We start from the raw sequence: 13,793 nt of genomic DNA, 5'->3' as shown, positions 1-13,793 counted from the left end.
ATTTGGTTGTTTCGATGATGATTTGTTGGTATTGGCCATCCCCGATGAAGTTATTAAATTCTCATGTATCCAATTACTTGATTATTTCTTTCATTCTCGTTAAGTTTTCTTTCAATCACATTCTCTCTTTTTAGACAAAATAAAATAAGCCAAGAAATCAATAGATTTCTCGGCTTACATATTGGCTTTCTTTAGTCATCAAGTAGTACGTGTTATGAACGTAGGGATTAAAGGAATTGATCACTAACGTTTACGCGCATCTTCTGATTTCTTATTACGCTTTACGCTTGGTTACCATGAAAATCGCGATTCAAGCTTTCGTAAAGTTAAAAATTAGAATTTACGCTTACGCGCAGCTTCTGATTTCTTTTTACGTTTTACACTTGGTTTTTCATAAAACTCGCGTTTTCTTACCTCTTGTATTGTTCCACTTTTAGAAACAGTACGTTTGAAGCGGCGAAGAGCATCTTCAAGCGATTCGTTTTTGCGAACGACAGTTTTTGACATCTCTTTTTCCCTCCCTCCGAACACACGTCATACATAACCTAGTGTTATGTACTCCAAAATTATATCGTATCATATCATTTAGGTCAATACATAATCACTAATTAATAGTCTGAATTAGAAGTTAAGCCTTGCATAATTTGAACGCCAGAGCTTGCACCAATTCTGGTAGCTCCTGCTTCGATCATTTTTTGAACATCTTCTAAACTACGAACGCCTCCAGATGCTTTCACACCTAAGTCTGGACCTACTACTTCACGCATTAGTGCAACGTCTTCGAATGTTGCTCCACCAGTTGAAAAACCAGTTGATGTTTTAACAAAATCTGCTCCAGCATCTTTAGAAAGTTGACTTGCTACTTTAATTTCTTCTTTTGTTAACAAACAAGTTTCTAAAATAACTTTTACAATTGCTTTTCCTTTTGCTGCATTTACTACTGCTTCGATGTCGCGTTTAACTAAATCAAGGTCTTGTGATTTTAGTGCTCCAACATTTAGTACCATGTCGATTTCGCCAGCGCCATTGTTGATTGCATCGGTTGTCTCAAATGCTTTCGTTTCAGGAGTTGATGCACCAAGTGGGAAACCAATAACTGTACATACTTTTACAGGAGTACCTGTTAAAAGTTCAGCAGAGATTTTTACCCAAGTTGGGTTTACACAAACAGATGCAAATGTATATTCTTTAGCTTCTGCACATATTTTTTCAACTTGCTCTTTTGTAGCATCTTGTTTTAATAATGTATGATCGATCATTGACGCAATATTTGTAGTCAAATGGGTTCACCCTTTCGGAAGTTGTCCGTACCTCTTCATTTTACCATGATTCACGTTTCTTTTCATTAAAAAAATCCAGTACACAAAGAATGCACTGGATAACTAGATTTTATTCAAATTGATAAGACATTGCTGAAAGCACATAAAGTGGTGCTGTCTCCGCTCTCAGTATTCTTGGCCCAAGAGAAATAGAATGGAAACCATTACTCATTAAAGCATCTATTTCTTTTCTAGATAGACCGCCTTCTGGACCGAATACGACAAGAATGGATTGTTTGTCCTCAATTTTCGATAACATTTCAACAAACCTAGTTCTTTTTTCAAGTTTTGCATCTTCTTCATCAGCCACAAACAATACATCATATTTCGAAGAGTGCTTAAGAAGCTCTTTAAAAGATAAAATATCATGGATATTAGGCACGACATTTCGATGTGATTGTTCTGCAGCTTCTTTTGCAATTTTTTGCAAGCGCTGTTGCTTCTTGCTTCCTTTTTGAGCATCCCATTTCACAATAGAACGTTCACCTTCAAAGAGAATCAATTCATGCATGCCAAGTTCAGTTGCTTTTTGCGTAATCAAGTCTAATTTTTCACCTTTTGGCAATCCACAACAAATGGTAATCTTTTTTGGCAATTCATTTGAACGTAAAGAATCAGATGATTTTTTTATACGGACATCTTGACCGTCAAAAGCATCAATAGTTGCCTCAAAAGCTTGACCTTCAGACACAGCAATTATCGTGTTGCCTACTTGCATGCGCATCACTTTTTGAATGTGTTTGGCGTCATCACCTGAAATAACTGAAATGCCATCACTAAATGGCTCGGGAATAAAATATCTTTGCATCGACCTTATTCCTTTTCCGGTTTTTTTGAAATAATGGTAACCCAGTCTTCCATCATCATTACTTCTACAATAATGAATCCTGCTGCTTCAAGTGATTGCTTAACATCCTCTTTTTTCGCTCCAATAATACCAGAAGTGATAAACATTCCGCCTTCTTTCACGACTTGGAATGCATCATTTGTAAATGACATGATGATTTCAGCAAGTATATTTGCAACTACAATGTCAGATTGTTGTTCTACACTATCAAGTAAGTTGCCATGAACAACATTTGCAATATGCTGGACTTTATTTAATTGGACATTAATTTCTGCAGAACGCACTGCTACTTCGTCTAAATCAAGTGCGTGCACATGTTTAGCTCCTAGTAATGCAGCTCCTATAGCCAATACACCTGAACCGGTACCCACGTCCGTTACGTAGTCATCTGATTTGACTGTCTTTTCAAGTGCTTGTAAACACATAACTGTCGTAGGATGAGTACCTGTTCCAAACGCCATTCCTGGATCAAGTTCAATAATTAGTTCATCAGTAGACACTGGCTCATAGGTTTCCCAAGTAGGTACAATTGTAAAACGTTCTGAAATTTTTACTGGGTGATAGTATTTTTTCCACGCAGTCGCCCAGTCTTCTTCGTTCACTTCACTAATAGCGATTTCATTTTCTCCAACGTTGATACCATAGTTGCTAAGGTTTTTGATCGCGAGCTTCACTTCTTCTACGGTTTCACCTAAAAAACTAGTAACAGGTAAATAAGCTTTAAGAATAACTCCTTTAGCTGGGAAATCATTTGGATCTAATGCATAAATTTCACCGAACATATCTTGACGTTCACGTGCAAATTCCATTGAATCCTCAATAACTACTCCACTCGCTCCTGCTTCGTGCAAAACATTCGAAACTGCTTCTACTGCTTCATGTGTCGTATGAATAGAAAGCTCTGACCATTTCACCTGCGTCAACCCCTTAATCACCTTTAATTGTGCGTTTAATTTTATCAAATAATGAACTACCTTGTTCTTCCGGAATATCGCCGCTTATTTCAGCAAAATCACGCAGTAGTTGTTTTTGTTTTTCGGTTAGTTTGGCTGGTGTCATCACTTTTACTACTACATGTTGATCACCTGTGCCGTATCCATGAACATTTTTTACACCTTTTCCTTTTAAACGGAAAGTCGTTCCAGATTGCGTACCCGCTGGAATTTTTAATTTCACTTTACCATTAACCGTAGGTACTTCAATTTCATCTCCTAATGATGCTTGTGGGAAAGTCAATTTCAATTCGAAATAAATGTCATCTCCGTCACGTTCAAAACGCTCATGAGCTTTTACGCGGAATACAACATACAGGTCGCCAGAAGGTCCACCATTTTTACCTGGTTCACCTTGTCCTGTAACACGCAATTGTTGTCCGTCATCCACACCTGCAGGAATGGTAACTTTGATTTTTTTGCGTTTTGTGACTTTACCTTGCCCATGACAAGTAACACATTTTTCTTTAATAAGTTTCCCTGAACCTTGACAATGATGACAAGCACGGCGATTAACCATACGGCCAAACGGTGTGTCTTGTGTCACGTTTAGTTGACCTGTCCCTTGACAGTGATGACATGTTTCAGGAGTTGTACCAGGTTTGGCACCATTTCCTTTACACGTTTCACACGTTTCATCTCTAGGAATTTCAATTTCTGTTTCTTTCCCAAAAACTGCATCCATAAAATCAATTGTCATGGAATATTGTAGGTCTTCGCCTTTACGTGGTGCATTTGGGTCACGTCTTCGAGAACCTCCACCACCAAAGAATGAACTAAAGATATCTTCAAAACCAAAACCATCAGCACCGCCACCACCGAATCCACCAAATCCTTGGTTCGGATTAGCATGACCGAATTGGTCGTATTGTGCTTTCTTTTGATCATCGCTAAGTACTTCATATGCTTCTGCGATTTCTTTAAATTTATCAACTGCATCCGCTTCTTTGTTGATATCGGGATGGAATTGTTTCGACAATTTTCGATAAGCTTTTTTTATTTCTTCTTTGGAAGCACTTTTCGTTAGTCCAAGTACCTCATAATAATCTCTTTTATTCATCCGTCACACTCCTGCTCAAACTTTCATTCATGTCGCTAACTAATTTAGTCGCAACCATTTGTTTTTATTTTTAATGTTGATACTACTGCGAGCCATAAATGCACGATACGTTATATTGTAACACGCAGTTATCTTCAATGCCAAAGACATTGAAAAAGCCAAAGCTGGAAATCCAGGCTTTGACTTTTCGGTTGTAATAGTAGAAATTACTTTTTAACTTCGTCGTCGTTAACTTCTTCAAATTCAGCGTCTACAACGCCATCATCTGTTTTTGAACCTTCAGCACCTTCAGCTGCCTGAGCTTCTGCTGCTGCTTGTTCGTACATTTTCATTGTCAACGCTTGAACGATTTCATTCAATTTGTCTTTTTTCGTACGAATGTCTTCTAAGTTTCCTGCTTCAAGTGCTGCTGATAATTCAGCTTTAGCATCTTCAGCTTGTTTTTGTTCTTCTTCAGTAACTTTACCTTCAAGATCTTTTAATGTTTTTTCAGTCATGAAGACCATTTGATCCGCTTCATTTTTCAATTCAGCTTCTTCTTTACGAGCTTTATCTGCATCAGCATTAGCTTCAGCTTCTTTAACCATGCGATCAATTTCTTCGTCAGTTAAAGCCGTGTTCGATTGAATCACGATATTTTGTTCTTTTTGAGTTCCTAAATCTTTCGCTTTAACAGTTACAATACCGTTTTTATCAATATCAAATGTTACCTCAATTTGTGGAACACCACGTTGTGCTGGTGGGATATCCGCTAATTGGAAGCGACCTAATGTTTTGTTATCAGTTGACATTGGACGTTCACCTTGAAGAACGTGAATGTCTACTGCTGGTTGGTTATCAGCAGCTGTTGAGAATGTTTGAGATTTAGATGTAGGAATTGTCGTGTTACGCTCGATTAATTTTGTAAACACGTTACCCATTGTTTCAATACCAAGTGAAAGTGGAGTTACGTCAAGAAGAACAACATCTTTAACATCTCCAGTTAATACTCCACCTTGAACTGCTGCACCCATTGCTACTACTTCATCAGGGTTAACACCACGATGTGGATCTTTACCTGTTTCTTTTTTGATTGCTTCTTGTACCGCTGGAATACGAGTAGATCCACCAACTAAAATTACTTTGTCGATTTGTGCAGGTGTTAAATCTGCATCTTTTAACGCTTGGCGAGTTGGTACCATTGTACGTTCAACCAAAGAAGCCGTTAATTCATCAAATTTCGTGCGGCTTAATGTAATTTCTAAGTGAAGGGGACCTGATTCACCAGCAGTGATAAATGGTAATGAAACTTGAGTTGAAGTTACACCTGAAAGGTCTTTTTTCGCTTTTTCAGCAGCATCTTTCAAACGTTGCATCGCCATTTTATCTTTAGATAAATCAACACCGTTATCTTTTTTAAATTCAGTTACGAAATAATCCATTAGTAATTGGTCAAAGTCATCTCCACCAAGACGGTTATCGCCGGCAGTTGATTTAACTTCAAATACACCATCACCAAGTTCTAAAATTGATACGTCAAACGTACCGCCACCAAGGTCATAAACTAAAATTGTTTGGTCTTGGTCCATTTTATCTAAACCATATGCAAGCGCAGCTGCAGTTGGTTCGTTGATGATACGTTCTACTTCAAGACCTGCAATACGACCAGCGTCTTTAGTTGCTTGACGTTCAGCATCGTTGAAATAAGCAGGAACAGTAATAACAGCTCTTGTTACTTTTTCACCTAAGTAATCTTCAGCGTAGCCTTTTAAGTATTGAAGAATCATAGCAGAAACTTCTTGAGGTGTGTATTCTTTATCTTCAGCTTTTACTTTATGGTCTGTACCCATATGACGTTTAACCGATTGAATTGTGTTTGGGTTTGTAATTGATTGACGCTTAGCTACTTCCCCTACTTGGCGTTCGCCATTTTTAAATGCTACAACAGATGGTGTTGTACGGTTACCTTCTGGATTTGGAATTACTTTTGGTTCTCCACCTTCAAGAACTGCTACACATGAATTTGTTGTTCCTAAGTCAATACCGATAATTTTACTCATTTATAATTTCCTCCTAATAGGTTTAAAAGTTTATGTTATTCGTTTACTTTAACCATTGAAGGTCGAAGTACACGATCTTTGTATTTATACCCTTTTTGTAGCTCTTGTAAAATCATACCTGATTCTTTCGTGTCGTCCGTTTCCGTCATGACTGCTTGATGAAGATTCGGATCAAACATTACATCGTTTGCTTCAATCACTTGCAAGCCTTCTCTTTCAGTTGCTTCCACGAGTGTCTTGTAAACCATATCTAAACCTTTACGAAGAGATTGTGATTCTTCCGACGCCGTTTCAACTTGCATGGCACGCTCGAAGTTATCGAGTACTGGCAATAAATTTGAAAGCAAGTTTTGTGCTTTATATTTATCCGCCGCTTCACGGTCTAAATGCGCTCTGCGTTTAAAGTTTTCATAATCAGCACGCAAACGTAAATGACGGTTTGTTTCCTCATCTAATTGTTGTTGTAGTAATTGAAGTTCATTTGGTTCTTCTGTACCCTGTTCAACAGTAACTTCTTCAATAGAAGAACTACCTTGTTCTTCTTTACTTGTTGCAGACTCCAGGTCTTCGTTGTTTAAAACTGCTTCTTTTTCTTCAGATTGCGACAAATTTAATTCCTCCTTCTTTATCGTGAACCACGCAATATCCGTGTTAACTCACGAGACAAATCGCCACTCATGACATCTAATAAAGTGACTACTCGTCGATAATCCATTCTAGTTGGTCCAATAATTGCAATCGAACCCATTTGTTCTTCCCCTATTGAATAGGATGCTGTAATAACACTACAGTCTTCCATTTCCAAAAGGGTATTTTCAGAACCAATACGAATATGAATACCCGCTTGATTCGGTGAAAACAAAGTTGAAATTTGGTTTGCTTGATCCATCATCGTAATTAATCCACGTGCTTTATGCATGTCTTTAAATTCAGGATGATGCAACAGTTTGGATTTGCCGCCGTAGAATACTTTTTCTTCCTGAGGACTTGTAATTGCTGCCCCAAATGAAGACATGAGTTCACCGTATCGACCGATATGTTGTTTTAATAAAGCGGCCGTTTCTTTTTCAAGAGCACGTTGAAGTTCATGTAAGTGAACACCGGTCAGCTGTTCATTTAAAATGTTAACCATTTTTTCAATATCAGATGCGGTTAACCCTTGTGGTAATTGGAATAACCGATTTTCAACATGACCTGAGTCTGTAATGATGATGGCAACAGCCGAATCATTCGACAATGGCACAATCGAAAATCGTTTGACGCGATGCTTACGCACATCAGGACCAAGGAGAATTGACGTGTAACTCGTTAAATCGGACAATATTTTGGCCGTTTTCTGAATTACTTGTTCGGTCTCTGTAATTCTCTCTTGAAAAACTGATTGAATTTGTTGCATGTCTTCGGATGATGCAAGTTGAGGCGTAAGTAAATGATCAACATAAAATCGATATCCTTTTTCAGATGGAATTCGACCTGACGACGTATGCGTTTTTTCCAAATAACCCATCTCTTCTAAATCCGCCATTTCATTACGAATAGTAGCTGGACTAAATGAAACTTCCTCTTTTTTGGAAAGTTGCCTTGATCCTACAGGCTGAGCAGTTTGAATAAAATCATCTACTGTTACTTGTAGAATTAGCAATTGTCGGTTCGTTAACATATTTATCACCTCTGTTAGCACTCATCTCTTGCGAGTGCTAATACTATACATAAATTATCAAATCCATAGACAAAAGTCAACGAATACGATTACTTATTCAATTAAAAAAGATTGAAAAATTTCATTCCCAATAAATCTTCCTCTTTTAGTTAACGCAACCGCTTCATTTGTAGTCTGCATAGAACCATTATTCAAATACTTCGAAAGGACTTGTCCATAGACATCTTCGATGGATACACCGAATTTTTCTTGAAAATGATGCTTATTGACTCCATCCACTTTTCGCAAGCCTAAGAACATTTCTTCTTCCATGCTTTCTATAGGAGAAACTTCGTGAGTTGAATTAATAGGGAAATCTCCAGATGTAACTGCGTCCATATACTTTTTGATTGGTCCGATATTGGCATAACGATTGCCTCTAGCATAGCCGTGCGCACCGGCACCGAAACCAGCGTAAGAAACATTGTCCCAATACAAGTTATTGTGCATGGAATGATATCCTGGCTGCGCAAAATTACTGATTTCATATTGATGAATGCCTTTAGATTCCATTGCATCCATTAATACTTCATACATATCCGCTTCTAAATCTTCTCCAGGTAAAATCAATTTGCCTTTCGTCATTAAATTATAGAAAACCGTTTTCGGTTCTACTATTAATGAATAGGCGGAGTAGTGAGGCAAATCAAGTTCGAGTGCTTTTTCTAATGTATGTTTCCACTGTTCCATCGTTTGACCCGGTAAACCATACATTAAATCGATACTGATATTCGTAAATCCTATATCTTTTGCCATTTGAATGGTTTTGTAAACATGTTCATTTGAATGAGTACGTCCTAAACGATTTAAAATGTCTTCATCAAAACTTTGAACACCTAAACTTAAGCGATTGATTCCGTTGTTTTTCATGACGACTAATTTTTCATAGGTTAACTCATCAGGATTTGCTTCGCTCGTAAATTCTTGAAGATGGAGTTGGGGTAGATGCTGCTTTATAAGCTCAAAAAGACGTTGTAGTTGTGGGGCACTCAGTGCAGTAGGTGTACCTCCACCTAGAAAAATAGTTTCAATATGTAAGTGATCGCGATACTTTTCAACAAACATTTCCATTTCCATTCCAAGCGTTTCAATATATTCGTCTACGGGTTGATTTTTAAAGAACACTTTATTGAAATCGCAGTAATGACAAATTTGATGACAAAAAGGAATGTGAATGTATGCTCCCTTGATCATTTAAATTCCTTCTTTCTTATAGAAAAAGGAGGCCAACTAGTAGCCCCCAATTCATAACTATATGAGTATCAATCTTCGTCCATTTTCAAGACAGCCATAAATGCTTCTTGAGGAACTTCAACTGACCCAACTTGTTTCATTCGCTTCTTACCTTCTTTTTGTTTATCAAGAAGTTTACGTTTACGTGAAATATCTCCACCATAACATTTAGCAAGAACATTTTTTCGAATAGCGCTTATTGTCGAACGTGCAACAATTTTTTGACCAATAGCAGCTTGGATTGGCACTTCAAACTGTTGTCTCGGAATCAATTTCTTTAATTTCTCAACAATAATTTTCCCACGCTCATAAGCAAAGTCATTATGCACGATGAAACTTAAAGCATCCACTTGTTCTGCATTTAACAAGATATCCATCTTCACAAGTTTAGAAGGTTTGTATCCGATTAATTCATAATCAAATGAAGCATAGCCTTTTGTACCTGACTTCAATTGATCGAAGAAATCATAAACCACTTCTGAAAGAGGAATTTCATAAATAATGCTCACTCGCGTTTTATCAATATAATCCATCGTCATGAAATTGCCGCGTTTCTTTTGACAAAGTTCCATTACGACACCAACGTAATCATTCGGTACCATAATAGTTGATTTCACATATGGTTCTTCAATACGGTCAATTTTTTGTGGTTCAGGCATCATAGATGGGTTGTCCACTTTTTTAATTTCACCGTCTGTCATATGAACATCGTAAATAACACTTGGTGCGGTTGTGATTAAGTCGATATTGAATTCACGTTCTAAACGTTCTTGGATGATTTCCATATGAAGAAGTCCTAAGAATCCACAACGGTAACCAAAACCAAGAGCTTGAGACGATTCAGGCTCAAATTGCAAAGCTGCATCATTTAGTTCAAGCTTTTCAAGTGCATCTCGTAAGTCATTATATTTAGATGTATCGATTGGGTATAAACCACAGTAAACCATTGGATTCAGTCTTCGATATCCCGGTAATGATTCTGTTGCAGGGTTTACGGCACTAGTAATGGTATCCCCAACACGTGTATCCCCTACATTTTTAATTGCAGCAGTTAAGAATCCTACGTCTCCCACTGTTAATTCGTCACGAAGAGTTGCTTTTGGTGTAAACACACCCGCTTCAATTACTTCGAATTCCTTACCAGTAGCCATCATAAGGATTTTGTCTCCAGGACGAACCGTACCTTCCATTACACGAATATAAGCAATTACTCCGCGGTATGGATCATAAAGAGAATCAAAAATAAGTGCTTTTAATGGTGCCTCAGGGTCACCCGTTGGTGCAGGCACTTTTTCAACAATTTGCTCTAGAATGTCTTCGATACCAATCCCAGCTTTAGCTGATGCTAGTACGGCTTCAGAAGCATCTAAACCGATCACTTCTTCAATTTCTGCACGGACACGCTCTGGATCAGCTGCGGGTAAATCAATTTTATTAATGACAGGTAAAATTTCTAAGTCATTATCTAAAGCCAAATAAACGTTAGCTAATGTTTGTGCTTCGATACCTTGGGCAGCATCAACGACTAGAATAGCCCCTTCACAAGCAGCCAAACTTCTAGATACTTCATACGTAAAGTCGACGTGTCCAGGTGTATCAATTAAATGTAATGTATAATCTTCGCCATCTTTTGCTCGATAAATCAATTGAACGGCATTCAGCTTAATGGTAATTCCGCGTTCACGTTCTAAATCCATTGAATCGAGAAGTTGTGCTTTCATTTCTCTTGAAGTCAATGCTTTCGTTTGTTCTAATATACGATCGGCTAAAGTTGATTTACCGTGATCGATATGAGCAATAATTGAAAAATTCCTAATATTCTGTTGACGTTTATTACGTTCTTCTCGATTCATGCGTTGTCCACTCCTAATTAAACTACTTAAAATTATAGCAGTGAACACGCTTCACTTCAATGTTAGGTTGCTGTGTTATTTTCAAATACGACAGAAACCGCCTTTGCAATAACTGCAAGGGTTCGATTTATTTCTTCTTGTGTATTTTGAATTCCACCTAATTCAATCAAAATCGACTTCGATGATAAGTCTTGATTGTATATTCCGTTCCCATCGTCCTTGGTCTTTGTCATTACTCCACGAGATATATTTGGTACTATTTTATTCACTTCTGCTGATAGTGCTTTTGCATATGCTTCATTTAACTTATAGTTGGAATGTCCAGCACCTACTACGAATGCAATTCGAGCAAAAGACTCATTATTCGATTCAAGTGTGGTTATTTTATGTTTTGCAGAATCTCGATGAATATCCAGAACTAGATCATATGGTTTAGTGTTTAATTGTTTTTGTAAAACCGGCCGTATCGCAGCATAAGCTTGATAAAACGGACGATTTGTCACTTTCATTTCCTTCATATTATCGTACTGCAACAGGTCGACTTGAGCATTATTTAATTGAAAATGATGCGTGATTAAATCGCTTGTGTCTGTAATGTTAGTAGACGGATCATAATTGGCATTCACACCAATTACCTGTTTGACTATGGGATGATAGGCTTCATGTGAATGTGTGAACAATAATAGAACGTTAATTGGAGATGATTCTTCAACGACTGGTATTTCTTTTGTCACATTTGCAGCATATGCAACCGGTTGTGTTTCAACTTGTTTTGGTACATCTACTCCAAAAGCGAGAATAGGGATTTTAATCAGCAATATTGGTAGTAAAAATAAAAAAAGATAAAAACTCATGACCTTCTGCAGTGTTTTGCGCATTATTCACCCCTCCTCCTACAACTTACGTAGGATTAAGGAGAGATAGAACCAAAAACATCATCTTGCAACCATCTAGTTACGCCCGATTGAATCACTTCAGCATGTCTAATCACCCAAGTATCCGTTTCTTTTGGCGTTACAAATAATTGTTGGTGATGTGGTGGTAAAACTTCTTGTAACAAACCTCGTATTTCTTCAGATGACCACCCTGACCATTCACCAAAAATCGGTTTAATCGCTTCTACATCAATCGGCGCGTCTGTACTTCTTAACCATGACCCTACTGAAAGTGCGGATGAAGGATTTGACGCATTCCCTATTTGGCTAGAGATAACTTTAAAAACAGTTTCGATTGCTTCTACTACAAGGACAGGAGCATCAACGACCATTGGAACACCAATTGCTGTTACTGGAACTCCCAGAGATTCGAATGATATTTCATTACGTGCATTTCCTACACCCGAACCTGGATGAATTCCTGTATTTGTCAATTGAATGGTTTTACATAAGCGATCTTGATTCCTTGCAGCTAATGCATCAATAACGAGGATTAAATCAGGTTTCACTTTATCAGAAATGGCTTTTACAAACTCACCCGTTTCTAACCCCGTCTGTCCAGTAACACCAGGTGCATAAAAAACAACTGAACCATGTTCAAAAGGTAAAGAGAACATATCTTCATGGAAACGATCGATTGCCAGAGGGCCAATTGCATCTGGCGTGATGGTTCGATTCCCTAGACCAATTACGAGGATTTTCGACTGTGGCGATAACTTTAACTCATGGTGAATATCGTGCAATGATAAAATAAACTGTTGTTCGAGTTGCTCAAAACCTTCTGAATCTTCTGCTGTCAAGGTAGGCACAGACAACGTAATGTACGTTCCTTCCTTTTTGCCGATCGTTTCAGCTCCACTTGCGTCTGTTTCAATATGCGTAATAAGCACTCGGCCTTTACGCTCTTCGTTCATTTGAATTCCAGGTGTTTCGTATAAGGTATCTTTCTCTTTTTCTGTTCGATGCTGAACCACTTCGGTTGCTTCATCTATTAAATCTGTCCGCATTAAATTTAAATTACTCATCATTATCACCTCAAGAAAAGTTTGCCCAAGGTGTCAAGTAAATATTCTTTGCGTTAATCTATTGCAATTTAACTTTCGATTTGATATTATAATGCTTGTTGTATTGAGAATATTATCTAATACTTAAAGCAAACAGCGCTATTTAATTGCGCAAAGTTTTCAACTCGAGAATCTATGTATCTCGGACCTTTTTTAGGAGGTGAAGAACATGCCAAACATCAAATCTGCAATCAAACGTGTAAAAACGAATGCTTCTGCTCACGCACAAAACTCTCACACAAAATCTACAATGCGTACAGCAGTTAAGAAAGCTGAAAATGCTTCTCTTAACAACGAAGAAAACGCAAAAGACCTTATCCTTACTGCTATCAAGCAAGTAGATAAAGCAGCTTCTAAAGGATTAATGCATAAAAACACTGCGGCTCGCAAAAAGTCACAGTTAATGAAAAAAGCTTAATTACATGAAAAACCGGATTCGAAATTTGAATCCGGTTTTTTTGTGCTTAATTTAGTGTGTTTTGATGATTTTATTAAATAAATTGGATTTGTGAATGATGAACTTTATATATGTAAATGTAGAGCTATTGAGGTGACTTTGCGCGGTAGCCGGTATTACCTCAACCTTCGTCATTATTGTCTCATCTTTTCCTCTTATTGTCTTAACTATCCCATTCACTCCTACTTTCCTGCCTTTACTAAAAGCCACTATGTAAAATTAAAGTTAGTGGTTGATTTCCTATAAAAAAATCTCTTGGAAAATTGATTTCCAAGAGATTTTATTTGATGGTAGA

13 protein-coding genes are annotated in these 13,793 nt (G+C 37.5%); 1 reads left to right on the top strand and 12 read right to left on the bottom strand.

Features of this window, described 5'->3' with window-relative positions:
• Positions 1-333: 333 nt before the first annotated feature.
• From rpsU to gpr, 12 genes are all read right to left on the bottom strand, one after another.
• On the bottom strand, positions 334-507 hold the full coding sequence (rpsU, locus tag WBG45_RS08465; RefSeq protein WP_016426884.1) for a 30S ribosomal protein S21: 174 nt from the start codon (positions 505-507) through the stop codon (positions 334-336).
• A gap of 101 nt (positions 508-608) precedes the next feature.
• Complete coding sequence (gene deoC, locus WBG45_RS08460) at positions 609-1,280, bottom strand: deoxyribose-phosphate aldolase (RefSeq protein WP_424413697.1); 672 nt, start codon at positions 1,278-1,280, stop codon at positions 609-611.
• Between the two features lie 109 nt (positions 1,281-1,389).
• Positions 1,390-2,127, bottom strand: coding sequence for a 16S rRNA (uracil(1498)-N(3))-methyltransferase (locus tag WBG45_RS08455; RefSeq protein ID WP_424413695.1), 738 nt, complete (start codon positions 2,125-2,127; stop codon positions 1,390-1,392).
• Between the two features lie 5 nt (positions 2,128-2,132).
• A complete protein-coding gene (prmA, locus tag WBG45_RS08450; protein ID WP_424413693.1) occupies positions 2,133-3,080 on the bottom strand; it encodes a 50S ribosomal protein L11 methyltransferase in 948 nt (315 codons plus the stop codon).
• Positions 3,081-3,093: 13 nt separating this feature from the next.
• A complete protein-coding gene (dnaJ, locus tag WBG45_RS08445) occupies positions 3,094-4,218 on the bottom strand; it encodes a molecular chaperone DnaJ (protein WP_424413691.1) in 1,125 nt (374 codons plus the stop codon).
• A 206-nt stretch (positions 4,219-4,424) separates the two neighbouring features.
• The gene (gene dnaK, locus WBG45_RS08440) at positions 4,425-6,257 is read right to left on the bottom strand and encodes a molecular chaperone DnaK (protein WP_424413689.1); all 1,833 of its coding nucleotides are present in this window, start codon (positions 6,255-6,257) and stop codon (positions 4,425-4,427) included.
• A 35-nt stretch (positions 6,258-6,292) separates the two neighbouring features.
• Positions 6,293-6,865, bottom strand: coding sequence for a nucleotide exchange factor GrpE (gene grpE / locus WBG45_RS08435; protein WP_424413687.1), 573 nt, complete (start codon positions 6,863-6,865; stop codon positions 6,293-6,295).
• Between the two features lie 17 nt (positions 6,866-6,882).
• Complete coding sequence (gene hrcA, locus WBG45_RS08430; protein WP_024534459.1) at positions 6,883-7,917, bottom strand: heat-inducible transcriptional repressor HrcA; 1,035 nt, start codon at positions 7,915-7,917, stop codon at positions 6,883-6,885.
• Between the two features lie 93 nt (positions 7,918-8,010).
• Positions 8,011-9,150 carry a radical SAM family heme chaperone HemW gene (hemW, locus tag WBG45_RS08425; RefSeq protein ID WP_424413684.1) on the bottom strand — a complete coding sequence of 380 codons (1,140 nt, stop codon included), beginning with the start codon at positions 9,148-9,150 and terminating at the stop codon, positions 8,011-8,013.
• Between the two features lie 68 nt (positions 9,151-9,218).
• Positions 9,219-11,042, bottom strand: a complete 1,824-nt coding sequence (gene lepA / locus WBG45_RS08420) for a translation elongation factor 4 (RefSeq protein WP_424413682.1) — start codon at positions 11,040-11,042, stop codon at positions 9,219-9,221.
• Positions 11,043-11,104: 62 nt separating this feature from the next.
• On the bottom strand, positions 11,105-11,920 hold the full coding sequence (gene spoIIP, locus WBG45_RS08415; protein ID WP_424413680.1) for a stage II sporulation protein P: 816 nt from the start codon (positions 11,918-11,920) through the stop codon (positions 11,105-11,107).
• A 32-nt stretch (positions 11,921-11,952) separates the two neighbouring features.
• Positions 11,953-13,002 (bottom strand): GPR endopeptidase, encoded by a 1,050-nt coding sequence (gene gpr / locus WBG45_RS08410; protein WP_424413678.1) that lies wholly within the window; start codon positions 13,000-13,002, stop codon positions 11,953-11,955.
• Positions 13,003-13,210: 208 nt separating this feature from the next.
• Between gpr and rpsT the strand changes: the two genes are divergently transcribed.
• Entirely contained in the window at positions 13,211-13,459 is a 249-nt protein-coding gene (gene rpsT, locus WBG45_RS08405) for a 30S ribosomal protein S20 (RefSeq protein WP_024534454.1), read from the top strand.
• The last annotated feature ends 334 nt before the right edge of the window (positions 13,460-13,793 follow it).

It is taken from the genome of Paenisporosarcina sp. (assembly GCF_049671445.1).
Taxonomy (GTDB): Bacteria; Bacillota; Bacilli; order Bacillales_A; family Planococcaceae; genus Paenisporosarcina.
This window is presented reverse-complemented; position numbering and strand designations above follow the sequence as displayed.